This is a genomic window from Bacillus sp. SIMBA_154 (assembly GCF_046536015.1).
Taxonomy (GTDB): domain Bacteria; phylum Bacillota; class Bacilli; order Bacillales; family Bacillaceae; genus Bacillus; species Bacillus pumilus_P.
In genome coordinates, this window is record NZ_JAWJBV010000007.1 from 65429 (window position 1) to 86132 (window position 20704).

A 20704-nucleotide genomic window follows, 5' to 3' on the forward strand; every position below is an offset into this window, starting at 1 on the left:
AAGATGGAGCTGATGACAAGAGGAGAACTTTCAAAAAGAACAGGAATAAGCGCTGCTGCCATTCGGTACTATGAAGAAAACGACATTTCACCTGTCCCAATACGCCATTCTAACGGTTATCGATTATATACAGAAGATGTCCTTTTAAAAATTGAATTCATAAAAGGGGCTAAATCGTTAGGTTATTCGTTAAAGGAAATCAAAGGAATCATGGGAATGCTAAGTGATGAGGTGAATCCAGTAACGTTAAGAGAGATCGTCCATCATAAACTTGAAGAGATTGAAGAGAAAATCAAAAGCTTACGTTTCATGCAAGACCTTTTATCTAACCTATTAAAGACTTCTGACAAAGACATACATGAATATCTTGAATTATTTCATGTGACAAAACAGGATGTTAAAGGAGAGGAAAGAAAATGAGTGTAGACATTTATCAAGGCGAACGTTCTAAAGAAAGTATTCAATTTGAAAAATTGTTATTTTCTCAAAGTAATAAAGAGAGTTTTTCTAGTATCGAAAACACCAAAATCTTTCTTGATCAAAAAAAAATCGAAAATACGCAGCCATATGTGATTGGGGATGATGTTCACTTTATTAGTGAGGTAAAGGAGCGAACATTCGAGGGCATGCAAGTCTTTACACTAAATGATCAATCGTCTCCTAAACAAAAAGTGATTTTATATGTACATGGGGGAGCATGGACAAATCAGCCTTTGAATTTGCACTGGTGGTTCATGGACAAAATGGCTCAATCCCTTCATGCGAAGGTGGTGGCACCTATTTACCCTAAAGTACCCCATTATAACTACAAAGATACGTACCCGAAAATCCTAACCCTTTACAAAGAAATGCTTGAAACGGTTGAAAGCCCTAATCAATTAACGATTATGGGAGATTCAGCTGGCGGAAACATTGCTCTTGGTCTGGCGCACCTCTTAAAGATGGAACAACTCGCGCAACCGAAAGATATCATCTTACTGTCTGCATGTGTTGATATGAGTTTGAGCAATCCACTAATCCCTGAATATGCTGAAAAAGATCCTATGCTGGCTCGTGAAGGAATGGAAGTCATTTCAAGCATATGGGCTGCTGATAAACACCTAACTGACCCATTGATCAGCCCAATTTACGGTGATTTTAAAGGGCTTGGGAAGATCACTCATTTTATTGGCACACATGAAGCTTTATATCCAGATGCGATAAAACTTGATGAAACACTAACCGAACAAGGAATTGCGATCAACACTTACGTTTATCCGGAAATGCTTCATGTGTTTGTTGTCATGCCAATCCATGAAGCAACAGATGCTCAGGAGAAAATCATTCAGGTTATGAATAGCTAAGGATTGTTTTTGAGTGATGAATTGTCTTTTCCCAATCAAAATAAATGTATATCCAATGTCAAATAATTTACCCTTAAATTTCTATTTTTGTTTACAAAATACACATTCACTATTAAGATGATGAATATTAGTTTCTTCAATGAAGTTGAACTGTAACCACTCAAATGACTGTTAAAGGAGAGTGACGTTATTAGTGTTTTCTTTCTTCAACCCATGGCTCTCATCTTATTTACGTTGCCATTATTGTATTTGGCTTGGGGGATTATTGGCTACTTAATCTTTAAGAAAGTTTATGTAGTTCTAATTATCACATTTTTATCCTCAACCATCTTCATATTTGCCTATACTGGGTTCGACATATCAAATATGTATTGGGTAGGGATTGTGACTTTTTTATGCATGTGTACGTCTGTCATAACAAAAATGATACGAGATATGTCAAAACGTTATAAATAAGCATAATCAAGAAGCTTATGTCCTCAAACATAAGCATTTTTTTGTCTCAAGTCGTAGGATGGGTTGCTCTTAATCTATACTCTACCCTTATTCACGTTCCCATATAATGAATGAGGACAAGGATGATATAAGTCGATGGAATATAGAAAAGCAGGCATATTCAAAGAACAGGGATGTAATGGTGATGGAAAAAATACTACTTAATGAAGCAGGTCCCAAAACGAGACCTGCTTTTCACTTATTCATTAATACAACAAGACGTTTTAACAACCGCAGACTTTAAAGCAACTGTTCAGACTCCCGTTTCAGGTAACTTAAGTTCTACACGTTTAGCAGATTCTTTATCACCAGTCATATAAGCAATAACAGAGCGAGCCTGCTCATAACCAGTGGCTAATAACATGTTGGTGCTCTTCCATTCTTTTAATAAGATGTGCAGCTGCAGCAATACCAACTGGGCCTCCGCCGATAATAACTACTGGTAAGTTCTCTTTCATTTTATGTAGCTCCTTATAAATCAATTTTTTTGATGAATAAATCATAAAATAAATAAAAAAAATCAATGTATTTATAAAAGAATTTACATAAACAATTGATTATATAATTAAATGATTATATAATCTTGGAGAAGTTAAGATTTCGTTCTTACATAAAGGAGGTTATTTAAAATTGAAAATGATCATCATTGGTTCTGTTGCAGCAGGTACCTCAGTTGCAGCTAAAGCACGTAGAAATAATGAAGAGATCGATATTACAGTTTATAATGCTGACTATGACATATCTTACTCTATTTGTGGTATCCCTTACTTTTTAGGGGGTGAAGTAGAGAACTTAAGTTCCTTAACACCAAGAAGTGCCTCATGGTTTAAAGATCGCTATAACGTTGATATTTTCACTCGTCATGAGGTTACTCAGGTCAATCCCGCTCAAAAAAATATAGCTGTTAAGGATCTTGAAACTGGAAAAACAAAAATTGACACCTATGATGTTTTAGTTTTGGCAACTGGCGCTTCTCCGGCTACACCAAATATTTCTGGCGTCAGCAAAGAGCATGTATTCCAAGTAAGAACCATACAAAATACATTTAAAATCGATCAATATATGAAAGAAGAAAATCCTCAAAAAGCAACGATCATCGGCGCAGGATATATCGGTCTTGAAATAGCCGAACAGCTAATTCATAAAGGCCTGGAAGTAACGATGATTCAACGCAGCAATCAAGTGTTGCCGAACTTGGATAAAGATATGGCATTCAGGGTTGAAGAAGAACTGCGAAGACATGGGGTTCAATTATTATTAAATGAAGAAGCAACATTAATAGAAGACAGGTCAGTAACGACAAAGTCCGGTCGGTCGATTCAATCAGATATTGTGATTTTAGCATCTGGCGTTCGCCCAAATACAACTTTAGCTGAAGATGCAGGCATCACACTAGGTTCAACAGGAGCTATAGCTGTCAATGCCAAAATGCAGACAAATTTTCATGATATATATGCAGTTGGTGATGTGGCCGAGAGTGTTTCAGTCATTACAGGGAAACCTTTATACAGACCGTTGGGATCGACAGCAAATAAAATGGGACGTATTGCAGGCGATGTCATTACCGGTGGCGATTTGGCCCACCGCGGTATTTTAGGCACAGGCATTTTAAGAGTGTTTAATTTAGCTGTTGGCCAAACTGGTCTTACCGAAAAAGAGGCGCAAGAACACGGCTATCATGTTGACATTTTATACAACATTAAACCTGCAAAGGCAGAATATTTAGGTGGAAAAGAATTAGTGATTAAGGCTGTTGCCGATAGAAAATCAGGACGTATTCTAGGTGTACAAATTGTCGGAGAAGAAGGTGTCGATAAGCGCATTGATGTTTTTGCTACGGCCATCACATTTAAAGCCAAGGCTGAAGATTTATTCCATTTGGATTTAGCTTATGCTCCGCCGTTTAGTACAACGAAAGACCCTGTAATGTATACCGGTATGGCCCTTCATAACTCTATTCAAAATAAAAATCGATTAATCACACCAAGGGAATTAATTGAAAGAATGGAAAACGAGGAAGAATTACAAATCATTGATACCAGGGTTGAAAAGCAATTTAAAGTATCACACGTACCTGGCGCTTTAAATATTCCTTTGTCAGAACTTAGAGAAAGTGCTAAGAATCTTCATCCTGATCTCCCAACCATAACCTATTGCAATAGTGGGGTAACAGGAAATGCAGCACAAAATATTTTGATCAATATGGGAATAAAAGAAGTTTACAACCTTTCCGGTGGGAATAAACATTTTCAAAGTTATTTAAAGAATTAGCAAACAAAATTTGTGTATCTATATATCACATGCATTTATATAAAAACACACTTATATACTGTGTTAAAGGGAGGGATTCAAATTTGACTACAGGAATGAAATTAGAGAGCACTAACATGTTGAACTGCTTAAAAATACTCAGTGATCAAACAAGACTGATGATGATGAAGCTGTTTTTAGATAAAGAGTATTGTGTATGTCAATTGGTAGATATGTTTGAAATGAGTCAGCCATCAATCAGCCAGCATTTACGAAAATTGAAAAACGCAGGCTTTGTAAAAGAGGATAGGAGAGGCCAATGGCGATTTTATTCGATCAACAGATCATGTCCTGAATTTGAGGTGATCCAGCATATTTTAGATCACATCGATGAGGAAGATAAACTTTTAAAAAGCATTAAACAACGAGAAACTAAAGCTTCTTGTTAGTAGGAGGGAGATTCAATTGATTTCAGCTGTTTTAGCTTGCGTCTTTTTTTTCATCACATTAGTGCTGGTCATATGGCAGCCCAAGAATTTATCTATTGGCTGGTCAGCCTGTGGAGGGGCCGTTTTAGCCTTAATTGCAGGAGTCGTGAATGTTCAGGATGTCATGACCGTTACAGGAATTGTCTGGAATGCTACCTTGGCTTTTGTAGCGATCATCATCATTTCTCTTATCCTTGATAAGATCGGATTTTTTGAGTGGGCAGCTCTTCATATGGCAAAGGCTGCTAATGGTAACGGTATTCGTATGTTTATTTATGTATCAATATTAGGAGCTGTTGTTGCTGCTTTTTTTGCTAATGATGGGGCAGCTTTGATTTTAACACCGATTGTCCTTGCAATGGTGCGGGCTTTAAATTTTGAAGAAAAACTGGTTTTCCCTTTTATTATAGCTAGTGGATTTATTGCTGATACCACATCATTGCCGTTGGTTGTCAGTAACTTGGTAAACATCGTATCAGCAGATTTCTTTAACATCGGTTTTATTGAGTATGCATCTAGAATGATTGTTCCTAACATGTTCTCACTAGCTGCCAGTATCATTGTTCTTTATCTTTTCTTTAGAAAAAGCATTCCTCGACACTATGATATGACAGATGTCAAACCCCCTGCTGAAGCAATAAAGGATCACAAAATGTTTCGAATGTCTTGGATCGTATTAGGAGTACTATTAGTTGGTTATTTTATTAGTGAGATTTTCTCAATACCTGTCTCTATCATAGCGGGTGTCATAGCAATCTTCTTTCTCATGATGGCTCAAAAGAGCTCAGCTGTTCAGACAAAGCAGGTGCTTAATGGTGCTCCGTGGGCAATTGTGTTCTTTTCCATCGGAATGTACGTTGTCGTATATGGATTAAGGAATGCCGGATTAACGGATGTCCTGTCAAATGTCATTCAAGCTGTAGCAGACCAAGGCCTGTTTACCGGGATCATAGGAATGGGATTTATTGCTGCCGTTCTATCCTCGGTCATGAACAATATGCCGACAGTTATGATTGATGCACTAGCCATTTCAGGAACTGATACTCAAGGAATCATGAGAGAAGCTCTGATCTATGCGAATGTGATCGGCTCTGACTTAGGCCCGAAAATAACGCCTATTGGATCACTTGCAACTCTTTTATGGCTGCATGTTCTTTCACAAAAGGGTGTGAAGATTTCTTGGGGAACATATTTTAAAACGGGTATTATATTGACGGTTCCAACCCTTTTTATTACCCTTGCTGGTCTTTATATTTGGCTACTGATTATTCATTAAGTTTGTGTAAAGGAGAAGATCAACATGTCAAAGAAATCAATTTACTTTTTATGCACCGGCAATTCTTGTCGCAGTCAAATGGCTGAGGGATGGGCTAAGAAACAGCTTGGAGATGAGTGGAACGTATATAGTGCTGGGATTGAGGCGCATGGATTAAACCCGAATGCTGTAAAAGCAATGAACGAAATTGGGATTGATATTTCTCATCAAACGTCTGACCTGATTGATCAGAAGATATTACATCAAGCTGACTTAGTTGTGACACTTTGCGGTGATGCAGCTGATAAATGCCCTATGACACCCCCTCATGTCAAACGTGTACATTGGGGCTTTGATGATCCAGCAAAAGCAGAAGGGACAGAAGAAGAGAAGTGGGCATTTTTCCAAAGAGTACGAAATGAAATTGGAGAACGATTGAAACAGTTTGCTGAAACTGGAAAATAACATCTTTCATATGTGAAGGGAGAAGTAAAATGAAAGAACCATCGTTCAGCACACATAAAGAGAGAACCTCAATCCGAACTTTATTCGAAATATTCATGGTTTCAACAAAACTTGGGCTCACCTCATTTGGTGGCCCAATTGCTCACTTAGGATATTTCCACGAAGAATATGTACGAAGAAGAAAATGGTTGGATGAAAAAAGTTACGCAGATTTAGTAGCCTTATGTCAATTCCTCCCTGGTCCAGCAAGCAGTCAAGTGGGGATTGGCATAGGAGTCATACATAGTGGGGTATTAGGAGGCATTGTGTCTTTTCTCGGATTTACTCTTCCGTCTGTTATCGCACTTATTACGCTCGCATTGCTGATGAAAGGAATGAATATTGAAACAGCAGGATGGATACACGGGCTTAAACTAGTTGCTGTAGCAATTGTTGCTCACGCTATTGTAGGGATGTCTCAAAATTTAACCCCTGACTTAAAACGAAAAGCTATCGCTTTAATGGCATTAGTCGTTACGTTATTATGGCAAACCACCTATACACAAATAGGGATCATACTAGTATCTGCTTTTATGGGCTATCTTATTTATCAAAAACATCGTGATCATCATCAATCCAATACCCATTTTCCCATATCACGTAGGTTTGCCATGATGTGTCTATCTTTATTTTTTGTCTTACTCATTCTTTTACCAATTTTAAGAGAAGTGACATCGATTCAGTGGATTGCGATGTTCGATCATTTTTACCGTTCTGGTTCACTTGTTTTTGGTGGCGGCCATGTTGTTTTGCCCTTACTTGAACGTGAATTTGTTCCAAGTGGATGGGTGAGCCAAGAAGCCTTTCTTGCTGGATATGGCGCCACACAAGCAGTTCCAGGCCCATTGTTTACGTTTGCTGCATATCTAGGAACTGTTATGTACGGTTGGGTAGGGGGGATATTAGCAACCATTTTTATATTTTTGCCTGCTTTTCTTTTAATTTTAGGTACACTACCATTTTGGAACCATTTACGCCGTCATCCAAAAGTAAAAGGAGCTATGATGGGCGTAAATGCAGCAGTAGTGGGCATCTTGATTTCTGCATTTTATCAGCCTATTTGGACAAGCGCCATTTTAAAGCCGATTGACTTTGCATTTGTGTCTATTTTATTCAGCATGTTAGCTTTTTGGAAGTTACCGCCTTGGTTCATTGTAGTAGTTGGTGCAGTTGGTGGTCGATTGTTAGCTTTTCTGTCATAAAACTTAGTTTGATAATGAATACAATACTTCGGAACGAAAAATGGATTCACCTTGAACACGGTGAATCCATGAGTGTTTATTTTAACCGACAAACACCTCTCCCTCAGGATAACGTATTGGGCTTTTCGTTCGTTTCATAAAGATAAATACGATGGTTAGAGAACCTACTCTACCAATAAACATAAGGATCGAAAGAATAACCTTACCTAAAAACGTTAAATCCGGAGTTAATCCCATTGAAAGACCTACCGTGCCAAATGCTGAAAAGGTTTCAAAAACAATATCAATGAAGGGGGCTTTTTCAGTCATTGTCAATAAAAAAATGGTGATAAATACAAAACATAAACTGATAAAGCTAATAGATAGGGCTTTAATGACCACATCGTGTCTAATTGTACGTCTAAATATGACGGGTTCTTTGTTTCCTTTCAGAAAATGGAGGACAGAGATCAAAATGATCATCATCGTTGTTAACTTAATCCCACTTCCTGTTGATGCACTCCCAGCACCAATAAACATAAGAAGCATCATCAGAGTTAAAGAACTTTCATGCATATGTGCGATATCAAGCGAATTAAAACCCGCGGTTCTTGTTGTCACAGCTTGAAAATAAGAGGCCCAGAATTTATCAAGAAGATTCATTGGACCTAGAGTATGTGGATTACCAAATTCCATTAAAAATATAAGTAACAGCGCAACACCATTTATTATGAGGGTTCCTATAATCATAAGCTTTGAATGGATTGATAATAATTTAAATCTCCGTTTATTCCAAATGTCAAAAATCACTGTAAAACCAAGACCACCGATGATAAACAGGAAGGTGATGGTCAGGTTAATCAGTGGATCATGTACATAGTTCATCAAACTATTTGAAAAAAGAGAAAAACCTGCGTTATTAAAAGCAGAAATGGCATGAAATAAACTGATGTATACCCCTTTAAAAAAACCATATTCCGGTATCCACCGAAATGATAATATACAAGTAGCTATTAACTCAAATGTTATTGAAAAGATAAACAAAACCTTTATAAGACGTACAATACCGCCTATATTTGTCAGATTAAAAGCCTCTTGAACCAATAACCTCTCTCGTAAACCTACCTTTTTACCAAATAACAAGATGACCATGACGGCTAAAGTTAAAAAACCAAGCCCGCCAATTTGTATCATCAGCATAATGACAATTTGTCCGAATAAAGTAAAGGTTGTTCCTGTATCAACCACAGCTAAACCTGTAACAGTTGTTGCTGAAACAGCTGTAAAGAAAGCATCAATGATTGAGATGGGTTCAACAGTAGAGATCGGTAGAGTTAAAAAAAAAGCTCCTATCACAATGACCGTCAAAAATCCAAACAATAAAATTTGAGGAGGCGTTAATTTTACTGGTTTTTTAAAAAAATGATCATATTTAAACATTTTCTAGCCTACTTTCAACCACTTGAAATTTTAATGTTATTATATAACGAAAAGGATTATGATTGTCTATCTATTATCAATTTGTTTTCATAACAAAATAAGTTTTATCCAAAATAATTTGAAAGACAACAAAAGGAGTCATCTATATGCCAAAAAAAGAATTTGCTGTTATCGGATTAGGCCGCTTCGGCGGGAGCATATGTAAAGCATTAAGCGAAGAGGGACTTGAAGTGCTAGCTATGGATCTAAATGAAGATCGTGTAAACGAATATGCGCAAATCGCTTCGCATGCGGTCATTGGTGATTCTACAGATGAAGCAGTGTTGAAAAACTTAGGAATGCGAAACTTTGATCATGTAATTGTGGCTATAGGTGAAAACATTCAGGCTAGTATTTTAACAACCATTATATTAAAAGAACTGGGCGTTAAACTGGTGACGGTAAAAGCACAAAACGATTACCATGAAAAGTTACTAAATAAAATCGGGGCCGATCGAGTTGTCCATCCAGAAAGAGATATGGGGAAACGAATAGCCCATAAAATCATTACAAATAATGTCATCGATTACCTGGAGCTATCTGATGAATATGGGCTAATTGAGGTTGAAGCAAACGGACATTTAGAAAATCAGTCATTACTTGACCTTGACATTAGAGCAAGATATCAAATCAATATTGTAGCTATCAAACGAGGGAAAGAAGTGATTATTTCCCCGATTGCTCATGAACAAATTCAGAAAAACGATATCTTAATTGTCATTGGAGCAATGAAAGATATCGCACGTTTTGAAAGAAATGAATTACAAAGTCAATCATTCTAACTATAAAGAGGAGAGAGGGTTCAAGACAAAATATTAAAGAACCCTCATTTTTTCACCCTGGGAAAGACATCAGGTATAAATTTGATTTTAAAAGATCACCCTTCATCCTCTAAATATCTGTATAGTGTTGTTTTACTTATACCTGTCTCAAGTGTAATTTGAGCAATGCTATATTTTTTGCTTTGATACATATCTAATGCACGCCTGACATTAGCATCAGGTTTTCTAGGCCGCCCAGTATTTTTCCCTTTTCGTTTAGCTTCATAAATTCCCGCTTTAGTACTCTCACTTAATACATCATGCTGAAAATCCCCAACACTCTTCATAAGCTTAAAAAACACTTTGCCTTCCACTGATGATGTATCTACTTGATCAATGATAGATATGAAATGAACATACTTACTTTGTAGTAATTGAACTAAATCAATTAGGTGGCGTGTAGAATCAGCAATACTATAAAATTTATAGACAATGACTTGATCTCCTGCATTTAAAGAATCCAGCAAATGATTGAGTTCAGGTCTGATTTTAGGAGATATGGTTTGTTCATAATAAATCTTATCACAGCCTTTATCTTCAAGAGCTTTCGTTTGTAGAGCCATATCTATATCATGACTAAATGGACGTGCATAACCGAAAATCACTTTATCATCTCCAAAGAATTGCTTACTGATATTATAACAAAAATTCAACTCGATGATTTCTAGTCCCAAAAAAGTTCGTTTTTGGGACAAAAAATGATGGACATTTAAATTGCGGTCTGTTAAATTTGAAGATGTTATCAACGGACCTGACTTCTATGAGAGTTAGAAGTCAATTCAAAAAAGAAGGAGTGTTTTTCATTTGTTCGTACAAAAACTTCATAACGAATGGTTTCCAAATGTAAAAGGAGACATTTTAGCAGGAATCGTTGTTGCTCTTGCGCTTATCCCAGAGGCCATTGCTTTCTCGGTGATAGCAGGTGTAGATCCAATGGTCGGACTTTATGCATCTTTTTGTATTGCCGTTGTTATTTCATTTATGGGCGGTCGCCCTGCAATGATATCAGCTGCTACGGGTGCTATGGCTCTGTTAATGGTGACCTTGGTGAAAGATCATGGAATTGAGTATTTATTTGCTACGACCATCTTAACTGGGATGATCCAATTCATATTTGGTGCACTGAAAATTGCTCGCTTTATGAAATTTATACCTAGATCGGTTATGGTCGGTTTCGTAAATGCGCTTGCTATCCTAATCTTTATGGCACAAGTGCCCCATTTTGTTGGAATATCTAACCTGACTTATATCGTGGTTGCGGTTACGTTACTCATTATTTATATTCTTCCCAGGTTCACTAAAGTAGTTCCTGCTCCACTTGTTGCCATTGTTGCAATGACGGTTCTAGCTATATTTGGTCATCTCGAATTACGCACTGTGGGCGATTTAGGAAAAATCACAAGCTCTTTGCCAAGCTTTATGATTCCTGATATTCCTTTAAACATTGAAACATTGATGATCATTTTTCCAACAGCATTAGCACTGTCTATTGTAGGGCTTCTAGAGTCTTTATTAACTGCATCTATCGTAGATGATATGACAGATACAGATAGTGATAAAAATAAAGAAAGCCGCGGCCAAGGAATTGCTAACATTGTTGCCGGATTCTTCGGAGGCATGGCGGGATGCGCTATGATTGGTCAATCAGTGATTAATGTGAAATCAGGAGGGAGAGGTCGCTTATCCACATTTGTTGCAGGCGTTTTCTTGATGTTTCTCATTATCGTCCTTGGCGATTGGGTCGTGAAAATTCCTATGGCTGCTCTAGTTGGTGTGATGATTATGGTTTCCATCGGTACATTTGATTGGTCATCATTACGAACACTTACAAAAGTTCCATTATCAGACTCTATTGTGATGGTTGTCACAGTTGTCACAGTTGTAGCAACTCATGACTTATCTAAAGGCGTTTTCGCAGGAATCATTTTGAGTGCTGTCTTCTTTGTAGCCAAAATATCAAAGGTCAGTGTAAAAGCTTCTTCAAAATCTTCAGATAAAGAAATAGTCTACGATATTAACGGTCAACTGTTCTTTGCCTCAGTACAGGATTTTGTTCAATCATTTTCGTTCAGTGATCAACCAAAAGAAAAAGTCACATTAAACTTTACTGAAGCCCATATATGGGATGATTCAGCTGTCGCAGCGATTGATAAAGTTGTATTGAAATTGAAAGAAAATAATAAAGACGTCCGTTTGACAGGGTTAAATGAAGCCAGCAAAAAGCTAATGAAGAAACTGGCTACTTATGATCAACCAAATGCAAAAGCATCAGGTCACTAATGAGGGGGATGAGAGATGTATAAAAAAATATTATTAGCTGTGGATGGTTCAGTTCATTCTGAGAGATCAACGGACCATGCGATTCAATTAGGGAAATTAACGACAGATGCAGAAGTAGAGCTCATCTATGTATTAGATTATTCTAAATCTAAAAGCGAAGTTTTGCATAGTGGAAGTGCAGAGGCACTAGAGCAAGCTAGAAGACTGAAGCTGAAAAAAATAGAAGAAAAATTTCAAACTGAAGAATGTTCCTATAAACTAACAATGAAACATGGTGATCCCGGGCCTACAATTGTTTCTTATGCCAATGACAATCATTTTGATCTAGTCATTATTGGCAGCAGAGGATTAAACTCGTTTCAAGAAATGGTCCTAGGAAGTGTCAGTCATAAAGTAGCCAAACGAGTGAACTGTCCAGTTTTAATTTTGAAATAACGAAGAGGCAGAAAGTAGAGTTTCACTTTCTAAAACACTTGAAATAAGCAGGTTTATCGCTTAAAATGAAAAATACTAAAGGCTTAAATATATAGGCGATGGAGTTCGCCGTAATTGCCATCGTGCTAATGACTCCTACCCACTTTATAGATGGGTAGGAGTCTATTTTTTTGCCTAAATGATTGAAAGAGGTGGTATAAAATGATTTATTTGTTAGTGGGAACAGGCGGAATAATTGGCAGTCTGCTTAGATATTACTTGGGAGTGTTTACCCATTCTTGGTGGGGATATGATTTCCCTTTAGGAACCTTACTCATTAATTTGATTGGCTGCTTTGTATTAGGCTGGTTTACGAGTAGAATTGTCAAACTTAAACAATTTCATCCACATGTGTTAGCTGGTCTAGGTACTGGATTAGTGGGTTCATTTACCACGTTTTCAACGTTTAGTGTAGAAACGGTGACTTTAATTCAACATCATTTAGCTGGGTTCGCCTTTCTTTATGTATTACTTAGCTTATTTGGAGGACTTATGATGTCGTGGTTAGGCTACGATATTGGGCATCGTTCTTTTAAACGATTACAGAGGAAAGGGGAATGAACATCATGACTGGATTATTGATTGCTATTGGAGGATTTCTAGGAGCTATCTCCCGTTTCACATTAAGTACATGGATACACAAAAAATTTAGTTCGAATTTCCCGCTCGGGACGTTGTTTGTTAATTTAACGGGTTCTTTTTTGTTAGGTTGGATAGTTGGTAGGGGTCTATCTTCAGACTTATATGCCCTTTTGGGGGTTGGATTCATGGGTGCGTTTACAACATTCTCTACATTTAAATTAGAAAATATTCAACTAAGGGAAAAAAGAAATCATTCCGTCCTTCTTTACTATTTGGTTTCCAGTTATGCTGGTGGAATTATTTTAGCTTTTATTGGTGTATTGATAGGAAATCATTAGACATGGAACAGAGTATGATGTATTCAAAATCCTTGCAAGAATATAATCTGCAAATGAGACAATCAAATCGCGTTTACACAAATTGGCCAATGATCTAATCATCATTATAGACACTCATCTATTTTCCATGGTGCAGTTCTAATCCATGGTTGACTAATGGCTTGATTGCAAACACCAACGACAAAAGCATTCGTAGGCTGGCGAAAAAGGTAGATGATACACTTGGTGCATGTTCGTACTCCGGTAATCACGGTGCACCATAATAGACTTTTGTGCTCTTTATGGGTAGCACGTACGGGGGTTAGCCCTTTTTTGGTTGTTGCACCAGCCTGCCTACAATATCTTTTGCATTGATCTAGGCGCAGCCTTTTTTGAAACTTTTTGGCTTGTTCCATTTTCTATTGTCTTTTCCCGGCATTTTTATACGAAAAAGTCACAAACTAATGATTTATCTCAGGCTTAAAACTTTTGTTGTTACTATTCAATGATACGTGCAATTCATGGTTCGCATTAACTGATGCAAAAAAAATATCAACCGTTTTCAGATCTTTTTTCTGTAACTCCTGAACAAGCCACTGTTCAGTTAAATTTAACTGAGTGAGCACCTGATTTTCTATGTTACCTTCGATAATAACAGGATAAGCAATATTTCCGGATACTTTTTTAACTCCTAAATCCTCTGCGGTGATAGTAGATTTATGAGGTTTTTTAAAAGCAGTTAGCTTCCCATTTGGTTCGATTAAGGCTAACTCTACATCATTTACATCAAAAATATCTTTTTCTCTTAACATTTGTAATACATTATCTAAGGAATATCGGATCTTTTGTAAATTTCCTACAATAAAAGCACCGTTTCGGATGACAATAGTTGGTTCAAATGTGATCAGTCGTCCCAAAAATCGATTTTTTAATTTTAATTTTGAAACAATGATTTGTAAGACTCCAATAGCTAATATTGATAAAAATGTATATAAATGAGGAATATCCGGATCAGCGATATCTGCACCTGCCACAGCACCTAGCACAATAATGATCAATAAATCAAATACAGGTACTTCTCCTATTGCCCGTTTCCCCATGAACAATGTCACAATTAAAAGCCAAGGAATTATAGTGATGATCCTTACATAAACCTTTAAAATATCTACTAAAGTTTCCATTATTTAAGATCCCCTTGGTATTCAAGTACAAGTTCTCTATTCGTATTTTCAATCTTTTCGTTCATATTTGAAATATTTGCTCTCCCTGCCACGGATGAGGAGGCAATAATCCCAAATATCAATTCGTTTTTATTCTTCATTCACTCAACCATCTTTCTTTATTTTTTTAAATGTTAGGCAAGAATTCTTATTTTATGGTTAGATTGTATTTTTATCATGGTAAATTGTTTTTATTCATCACCCAATACTTACTTCGGTTAATTTCAAATTACCAACAGGATGATTTATCCAAAAACTTTCAAGTAATAGCCTTTGTTATTGGATCGATCACAGAGTTTCTGCTCTAATCTGTCATACAAATTGCAATAAATGTAAAATAAACAGATGAAATTAATTCTTTTAGCTCTCTTGCTGGTGTTCTCCTATTAAAATTATACTAGAATTAAACACCATAGATTAGAGTGGAAGTATTGAAACGAAACTGGACTGAAGAAGAGTTTATAACTGATTTAATACTCATGCCAGATGAACTAAATTTACTTATGGGGAGTAGAAAGGAGGCAAAACGTGATCACCCGGATGGAGTCATTCAGGATACACCCAATTGTAAGTTCTTCCACAATTCATGAATATCATCAAGGATCTGTCCAGGAGTAGTCGGGAATATAAAGAGAAGAACAAAGATGCACGCCTCTTATCGTAGCCATTACCGAAAAGCCATTTGTGAGATTAAAAAAACCTTACATTACTATTTTGCTGTTGGGAACGACGTACCCCATTGAAGGCGTCATTCAAGCAAAATGGAAGGATGTTATTAGGATACAAGGGGCTTCGAACGGATTAATAAATCCATTACGAACCCAACTTCGTTGTAAGGGAGTTGGGATTGAAGGTGCAAGTAGATATCGAAACCAAGACGAAGACTTATCGCAAGATTATGAAGAATATTTTCAAGCTCTCAAAGTACCACTTGATGTAGAACCATTCATTGCAGGTATTAAGCAGACCATGAAGGATAAGCTCGATAAGCTACATGAAGGGATTTCAAATCGTAGCAATGATAAAGTGGCTGTTACCAATAAGGTAAACAATGGCTGAATCCGGATGACACCACTCGATAAACAGACCGGTCAGCCTCTTTTATCAATGATTAAACAAGAAGTAAAGAACCGTTGGTCCAATATTGATTTAGCTAGATTGTAAAAGAAACTGACTTCCATACCGGGTTTGCGATATTAAGAACTCTAAAAGGAGTAGGTATGATTCACTGAAGATAGGATGTAATCGTTTCAAAGTGCTTTTGGTGCAATGTATGTATGTCACATTCGCCACTTTTATTCATTAAGGGGGAACAAGTGAATGAAAAGGTATGACGCATTTCCAGAACCAATTGGCGGCTATACTGTCAGTCGAACCCAGATGGATGTTGAGTACACGGCATCAAATCACTCAAAAAGAGAACTGACGGCGTTTGTGTACTATCCGTCTGACAGCAGTGAAGGTAAGACTACATCAGCGTACATGTTTCCTGAAGTCTACGAGATGCTTAATGAGCAACCACTCGTCACAGAGTATCTTAAAAAGAAGGATTTTTTCTCTATCGATATTAAGACTCAGTGTTACGACGACCTTGCTCTCTCCGAGAAGGAAAATCGCTATCCGGTGTTATTCTATGTTTGCGGCGGGGGCGGTTCTCCAGAATGGGGTACAGTGATTTGTACAGACTTGGCAAGCATAGGGTATGTTGTCGTAAGCATCGGCCATCAGACAAAAATGGGCGCCTGTTTAATGTATCAAAGGATTTTTCGGATGTCATGATGGCGTTTTCTGAAGATCCGGAGATGATGGCGCTTTCTGGTAAGATGGAGATGCGGCCAGACGATGAAACGGCCATTGAAATGTGCCGTAACGTCCTTACACTGCCTATAATTAACCAGTTAACGAATTATAGTGAATTACAAGCAGAAGATGTCAGGTATGTAGCCGATCATCTTTACAAACTGGATTCTGGAGAGGTGAATTCCATCTTTAAGGACAGATTGTTGCTTGACATCGGCATGAGCATAGTCGGACATTCTTATGGAGGGCCTACGACGGCGATTGTTTGCCGGGACGACGACCGGTTCGCCTGCGGGATTGGCTTGGATAGTGGTGCGTTCGGTCTTATCGACAGCGACCTGAAGAAACCCTTTTTGCTGCTATTTTCTGAACCTAACTATAATATGAATGCGGTCATTGGCGCAAACAACAGCATGGAAACCTATTTTTTCTCTGTTGATCGTGCTGCGCATTTAGATTATTGCGACATCGTGTTTACCAGTGTGATTGAGGAACTCAGAGGCGAACGAGATGCTATGGAGATGCGACATCTTGTGACGGACTATACGAAGACCTTTTTTGATCGTTACATGCTGCAAAAGGCTGCAAGTGTGGAAAGTCTGGCATACGATGGTGTGGCCTTGATTAAGAAGACCAGCAACAAGTGACAATACCAGGGGAGTGCTGATAAACGCATGTCAAAGAGCTAGCCATTTGTTTTGTCTAAAAACTTTTATCATAATTATTTTAAAAAAGCACTTGAGAAAAATGAAATGGAATGAATGAGACAAATTAACATACTCAAACTGAAGAACCTTTTCATGATGTGAACCAAGCAACAAGTTTGTGTGATCAATCAATTAAATAAAAAATCCCACCCTACAAGGTGGGGATTTTTTTGGACTTACTTTACTTTTTGTCAGTTAAATGATTTAAACGTTTTCGAAGAACTAGGGATGAGACAGAGAAAACTGCGCAAGCCCCTGCTGATCCAGCAGCAAACATCAGCTCAAAGTTTTCTGTTGGGGATTTGAATAACAAAGAGACTGAGAGAATTAAAGCGGCACCACTAAGACCCAATCCTAATATCGACATTGCCAATAATTTATTCATAGAAACACTCCCAGACTCACAATTTGGAACAAGCTACTACTGCACCTATCCTCAATCCATCGAAAATGTTGAAGGAATGAAATCGACATTAAAAGATCTTGGATACGCAAACATTAGTGTAGTTAGTAACAGTATCCTATTAACATTTTAATAGATACTATTGTATGCATTATAAACACTAATCAAATAAGGAATCAATAATTTAAGCGGATCCATACTGAACGACTAATAAATCAAAATGAAATATCTATACGTTAGTAATCAATATTAAGAGTATTTAGGTTGTAGAAGATAATTTCCAAATTACTCTCAAAATGGGTTAAAACCTGCAATCATTTTAAAGGGAAACGCTAAAGAAAGTGTATAATGTAACAATACTATGTAGAAAGTGAGTGATTTAATATGATAGTCAAATCTTTACCTACATCTAACAAATTTCAGGTGCGGAAGTTTTAATCGTTCAGTTTAAAACCCTTCCGCATTTAATATCGGAGGGAAAAAGATGTTTAGTTATTATGGTTCATTAAGTACGGAAATATATGATTTTACGAAACCAGTGGGGTATTTCATTGAGGGTGATATTGATTATTATCTTGAAAGGTTAAAAGGGACTAAAGGGAAGGTACTTGAAGCTGCTGTCGGTTCGGGGAGATTCTTAATTCCCTTAATTGAAAGTGGGTTTATTGTTGATGGAATTGACTATTCGACAGAAATGTTAGATTCTTGTCGGAAACGATGCAAAGAAAGGGGCTTAAATCCAAAGCTCTATGAAGGTAACTTAAGTAGTTTTTCTTTGGAAACAAAGTATAAAGCTATCGTTATACCTACAGGCTCCTTTTGCTTGATTGAAAGTTTAATGGATGCTAAAGAAGCTCTAAAATGCTTTTATCATCATTTAATGCCAGGAGGACGTGTAATAGTTGATTTACAATTACCAATCAATTGGCGTACAGGAGAAATTACTACTGCAGCCTTTCCTCTTTCTGACGAAGAAGGCATTTCTTTAGAAAGCAAATCAATTGAAATAAACTGGATCGATCAATATACCTTAACTTATTTAAAGTATGAGAAATGGAGAAAAGGTAAGCTGATAGACACAGAATTACAGAAGTTCGCAATGAGATGGTATGGAATTGAAGAATTCAAACTTATATTAGAAAGCATTGGTTTTTCTAATATTACTTGTTCTGCGGACTATACTTATAAAAAAGAACCATCAAAAGATACCCAACTCATTACATTTGAAGCTGTACGAAAATAAGATAGATGTTTGAAAAAGAACGGAGCGTTTCTTTTCGCTCTGTTCTTTTATTTGTAGATCTGAGAGGCTCTACACAATTATTTTCAAAAGAAGCGGTGGATGTTGCAAAAGCTATACGTGGGTTCACTCCTGAAATTATAGAAATTTCAAAGAAAGACACAAATGATAACTTAATGGAAATAGGGATAAGGAAAGAACTTTATCAACTATTAAAGCCGTGATAAGATGAACGGCTAATAAAACATTAGCAGTAAAGGCAGGCAGAAAATTTTATGGAAATAGAGCAAAACGAGGAGGACAAGACGTAAAGGTTTTTCCAATCTCATTTTAAAAGAAGGCATTCATCTATATTTTTTAGTTTACATAATATATATTCTAGGAAGTTAAACCGAGAATCAATTTCTATTGTCTCAAAATTAAGTATACTTATCTTATTGAGATAAAAAAGAAAAAATCAAAATCCTTCGTTCATTCGTCAGATTTTGATTCTTCAAGATGTTTAATAAACTTCACAGGATTTCCACCGATTTCGTTACACCGGCGCCAGACGCAATGACAGCATTATCGCCAATGGTGACACCTTCAATGCCTTTTGCACGTTCTACTGGATCAAGCTGATGTCCAGATCAAAATTCAAAAAAATGCTCACCAACCTCGATATTGTATCCGAAATTGCGCTAAAATCTCCCTTCTATTTATTTGAATTCATGGTTTGAATGAATGCCTCTGTGAATTGTGTCGTCGTCTCGTTTCCTCCTAAATCCTTCGTTTTAACGTTCATTTTCATGATCTCATGAAGTGTACGTTCGATAAGAGCAGCCGTCTTTTTTAACCTTTCATCTTTATATTTCACATGTAACCAGTCACAAAGCATCACTGTAGAAAGAATCAAGCCCATTGGATTGGCAATATTTTGCCCAGCGATATCCGGTGCTGATCCATGTGCTGCCTGTGCCATGGCTTGGTTTTCGTTACAATTTAATGAAGGGGCTATTCCTAAACTTCCGACTAGTTCCCCTGTTAAATCTGATAAAATATCACCAAACATATTCTCTGTCACAATCACATCAAAATCACTTGCACGTCTCACCAAGTGAGCCGCCATTGCATCGATATGTACATCCTCTACCGCCACTTGCGGATACGCTTTTGCTACCTCTTGGCATGTTTGCAAAAACAAACCAGACCCTAATTTGATAACGTTTGCCTTATGAACAATAGTAACCTTTCGCCTGCGCTCCATCGCACTTTGAAAGGCTGCATGGGCAATACGTGTAATCGCTTTTTTTGTAAATACACCTGTAGATATAGCGACATCTGGTGTAATCAACCACTCTCCTACCCCATGATACATGTTCCGATCTGGATAGAAGCCTTCTGTATTTTCTCGAAAAATGACGAGATCGACGTCTCGTGCAAGGCTTTGTACCCCTGGTAACGATTGAGACGGACGAATGTTCGCAAATAGATCAAACGTATGACGGAGCTCTCCGCTTGGATTCCTCCTCTCTTTAAATATGTCTGGGTATGATGCAGAATCATGAGGCCCTAAAATCCACCCGTGGCATTTTTTCAATTCGTCTTTAGTAGATGTCGGCACAGGATCTTGGTGAGGAGAATGGATCGCTTCAAAACCGATTGGACATTCTACAAATTCCACAAATGACTCATGAAATTGTGAAAGCGCTGCCTTTAAGATGCGCATACTTGCTTGTACAATTTCTGGCCCAATCCCATCTCCTTTCAATACCCCGATTCGATATGACTGCATAAAATCCGCCCCCTTTGTCTTGATTTTACCTTCTCACAAGAAGCATTGTGAAGGCTTCATTTCTTTTGACTTAAATTTCAGTATAATCCTC

The 20704-nt window shown here is 37.2% G+C and carries 23 protein-coding genes, 2 pseudogenes and 1 riboswitch; of the genes and pseudogenes, 17 read left to right on the plus strand and 8 right to left on the minus strand.

The genetic code is table 11. The features are described 5' to 3' along the window. The first annotated feature begins 3 nt into the window (after window positions 1–3). The 3 genes from R0K30_RS11750 (at window position 4) to R0K30_RS11760 (ending at window position 1799) form a co-directional block, all read left to right on the plus strand. The gene (locus R0K30_RS11750; RefSeq protein ID WP_410610820.1) at window positions 4–420 is read left to right on the plus strand and encodes a MerR family transcriptional regulator; all 417 of its coding nucleotides are present in this window, start codon (window positions 4–6) and stop codon (window positions 418–420) included. Continuing rightward, the gene (locus R0K30_RS11755) at window positions 417–1343 is read left to right on the plus strand and encodes an alpha/beta hydrolase fold domain-containing protein (RefSeq protein WP_410610822.1); all 927 of its coding nucleotides are present in this window, start codon (window positions 417–419) and stop codon (window positions 1341–1343) included. The genes R0K30_RS11750 and R0K30_RS11755 overlap by 4 nt, the downstream gene beginning before the upstream one ends. Window positions 1344–1556: 213 nt before the next feature. Then, on the plus strand, window positions 1557–1799 hold the full coding sequence (locus tag R0K30_RS11760) for a DUF2651 family protein (protein ID WP_230030535.1): 243 nt from the start codon (window positions 1557–1559) through the stop codon (window positions 1797–1799). Window positions 1800–2091: 292 nt separating this feature from the next. On the opposite strand, the gene R0K30_RS11765 is transcribed toward R0K30_RS11760, so the two are convergent. Beyond that, window positions 2092–2247 carry a hypothetical protein gene (locus R0K30_RS11765; RefSeq protein ID WP_410610950.1) on the minus strand — a complete coding sequence of 52 codons (156 nt, stop codon included), beginning with the start codon at window positions 2245–2247 and terminating at the stop codon, window positions 2092–2094. 221 nt (window positions 2248–2468) lie between these two features. Here R0K30_RS11765 and R0K30_RS11770 point away from each other — a divergent pair, with 221 nt between their 5' ends. From R0K30_RS11770 to R0K30_RS11790, 5 genes are all read left to right on the plus strand, one after another. Beyond that, on the plus strand, window positions 2469–4109 hold the full coding sequence (locus R0K30_RS11770; RefSeq protein WP_410610825.1) for an FAD-dependent oxidoreductase: 1641 nt from the start codon (window positions 2469–2471) through the stop codon (window positions 4107–4109). A gap of 95 nt (window positions 4110–4204) precedes the next feature. Then, window positions 4205–4537 (plus strand): metal-responsive transcriptional regulator AseR, encoded by a 333-nt coding sequence (aseR, locus tag R0K30_RS11775; protein ID WP_099728397.1) that lies wholly within the window; start codon window positions 4205–4207, stop codon window positions 4535–4537. 16 nt (window positions 4538–4553) lie between these two features. Next, window positions 4554–5852: an arsenic transporter gene (locus R0K30_RS11780; protein ID WP_410610827.1), complete on the plus strand. Its 1299-nt coding sequence runs from the start codon at window positions 4554–4556 to the stop codon at window positions 5850–5852. Between the two features lie 24 nt (window positions 5853–5876). Continuing rightward, a complete protein-coding gene (gene arsC / locus R0K30_RS11785) occupies window positions 5877–6296 on the plus strand; it encodes an arsenate reductase (thioredoxin) (protein WP_099728373.1) in 420 nt (139 codons plus the stop codon). Window positions 6297–6325: 29 nt separating this feature from the next. Then, window positions 6326–7537, plus strand: coding sequence for a chromate transporter (locus R0K30_RS11790; RefSeq protein ID WP_230030216.1), 1212 nt, complete (start codon window positions 6326–6328; stop codon window positions 7535–7537). 81 nt (window positions 7538–7618) lie between these two features. Here the strand turns inward: R0K30_RS11790 and R0K30_RS11795 are convergent, their stop codons facing one another. Beyond that, window positions 7619–8956 carry a TrkH family potassium uptake protein gene (locus tag R0K30_RS11795; protein ID WP_230030215.1) on the minus strand — a complete coding sequence of 446 codons (1338 nt, stop codon included), beginning with the start codon at window positions 8954–8956 and terminating at the stop codon, window positions 7619–7621. A gap of 146 nt (window positions 8957–9102) precedes the next feature. Between R0K30_RS11795 and R0K30_RS11800 the strand changes: the two genes are divergently transcribed. Then, a complete protein-coding gene (locus R0K30_RS11800) occupies window positions 9103–9777 on the plus strand; it encodes a potassium channel family protein (protein ID WP_410610830.1) in 675 nt (224 codons plus the stop codon). 95 nt (window positions 9778–9872) lie between these two features. On the opposite strand, the gene R0K30_RS11805 is transcribed toward R0K30_RS11800, so the two are convergent. Then, the gene (locus tag R0K30_RS11805; protein WP_230030214.1) at window positions 9873–10562 is read right to left on the minus strand and encodes a recombinase family protein; all 690 of its coding nucleotides are present in this window, start codon (window positions 10560–10562) and stop codon (window positions 9873–9875) included. Between the two features lie 58 nt (window positions 10563–10620). Between R0K30_RS11805 and R0K30_RS11810 the strand changes: the two genes are divergently transcribed. The 4 genes from R0K30_RS11810 (at window position 10621) to crcB (R0K30_RS11825) (ending at window position 13490) form a co-directional block, all read left to right on the plus strand. Beyond that, window positions 10621–12096: a SulP family inorganic anion transporter gene (locus R0K30_RS11810; RefSeq protein ID WP_256499620.1), complete on the plus strand. Its 1476-nt coding sequence runs from the start codon at window positions 10621–10623 to the stop codon at window positions 12094–12096. Between the two features lie 15 nt (window positions 12097–12111). Then, a complete protein-coding gene (locus R0K30_RS11815) occupies window positions 12112–12531 on the plus strand; it encodes a universal stress protein (RefSeq protein ID WP_410610833.1) in 420 nt (139 codons plus the stop codon). An 85-nt stretch (window positions 12532–12616) separates the two neighbouring features. Continuing rightward, window positions 12617–12676, plus strand: a riboswitch (Fluoride riboswitch). 56 nt (window positions 12677–12732) lie between these two features. Next, on the plus strand, window positions 12733–13131 hold the full coding sequence (gene crcB / locus R0K30_RS11820) for a fluoride efflux transporter CrcB (protein WP_099728367.1): 399 nt from the start codon (window positions 12733–12735) through the stop codon (window positions 13129–13131). 2 nt (window positions 13132–13133) lie between these two features. After that, window positions 13134–13490 carry a fluoride efflux transporter CrcB gene (crcB, locus tag R0K30_RS11825; RefSeq protein WP_180275551.1) on the plus strand — a complete coding sequence of 119 codons (357 nt, stop codon included), beginning with the start codon at window positions 13134–13136 and terminating at the stop codon, window positions 13488–13490. Window positions 13491–13930: 440 nt separating this feature from the next. Here crcB (R0K30_RS11825) and R0K30_RS11830 read toward each other — a convergent pair whose 3' ends face one another. Further along, entirely contained in the window at window positions 13931–14650 is a 720-nt protein-coding gene (locus R0K30_RS11830; protein WP_410610835.1) for a DUF421 domain-containing protein, read from the minus strand. Beyond that, entirely contained in the window at window positions 14650–14790 is a 141-nt protein-coding gene (locus tag R0K30_RS11835) for a hypothetical protein (RefSeq protein WP_410610837.1), read from the minus strand. Before R0K30_RS11835 ends, R0K30_RS11830 begins: the two co-directional genes overlap by 1 nt. Before the next feature lie 583 nt (window positions 14791–15373). Between R0K30_RS11835 and R0K30_RS11840 the strand changes: the two genes are divergently transcribed. Continuing rightward, on the plus strand, window positions 15374–15748 hold the full coding sequence (locus R0K30_RS11840; RefSeq protein WP_410610839.1) for a hypothetical protein: 375 nt from the start codon (window positions 15374–15376) through the stop codon (window positions 15746–15748). A 261-nt stretch (window positions 15749–16009) separates the two neighbouring features. Further along, window positions 16010–17136: pseudogene (locus R0K30_RS11845) on the plus strand (alpha/beta hydrolase). A gap of 241 nt (window positions 17137–17377) precedes the next feature. Here the strand turns inward: R0K30_RS11845 and R0K30_RS11850 are convergent. After that, window positions 17378–17581: a hypothetical protein gene (locus R0K30_RS11850; protein ID WP_256499619.1), complete on the minus strand. Its 204-nt coding sequence runs from the start codon at window positions 17579–17581 to the stop codon at window positions 17378–17380. A 502-nt stretch (window positions 17582–18083) separates the two neighbouring features. Here R0K30_RS11850 and R0K30_RS11855 point away from each other — a divergent pair. Continuing rightward, window positions 18084–18842, plus strand: a complete 759-nt coding sequence (locus R0K30_RS11855) for a class I SAM-dependent methyltransferase (RefSeq protein ID WP_410610841.1) — start codon at window positions 18084–18086, stop codon at window positions 18840–18842. Between the two features lie 5 nt (window positions 18843–18847). Continuing rightward, window positions 18848–19063, plus strand: coding sequence for a hypothetical protein (locus tag R0K30_RS11860; protein ID WP_410610843.1), 216 nt, complete (start codon window positions 18848–18850; stop codon window positions 19061–19063). A 288-nt stretch (window positions 19064–19351) separates the two neighbouring features. Here the strand turns inward: R0K30_RS11860 and R0K30_RS11865 are convergent. Then, window positions 19352–19468, minus strand: a pseudogene (locus R0K30_RS11865) (acetyltransferase); the annotation flags it as partial. Window positions 19469–19533: 65 nt separating this feature from the next. Further along, entirely contained in the window at window positions 19534–20613 is a 1080-nt protein-coding gene (locus tag R0K30_RS11870) for an isocitrate/isopropylmalate dehydrogenase family protein (protein ID WP_410610845.1), read from the minus strand. Between the last annotated feature and the right edge of the window lie 91 nt (window positions 20614–20704).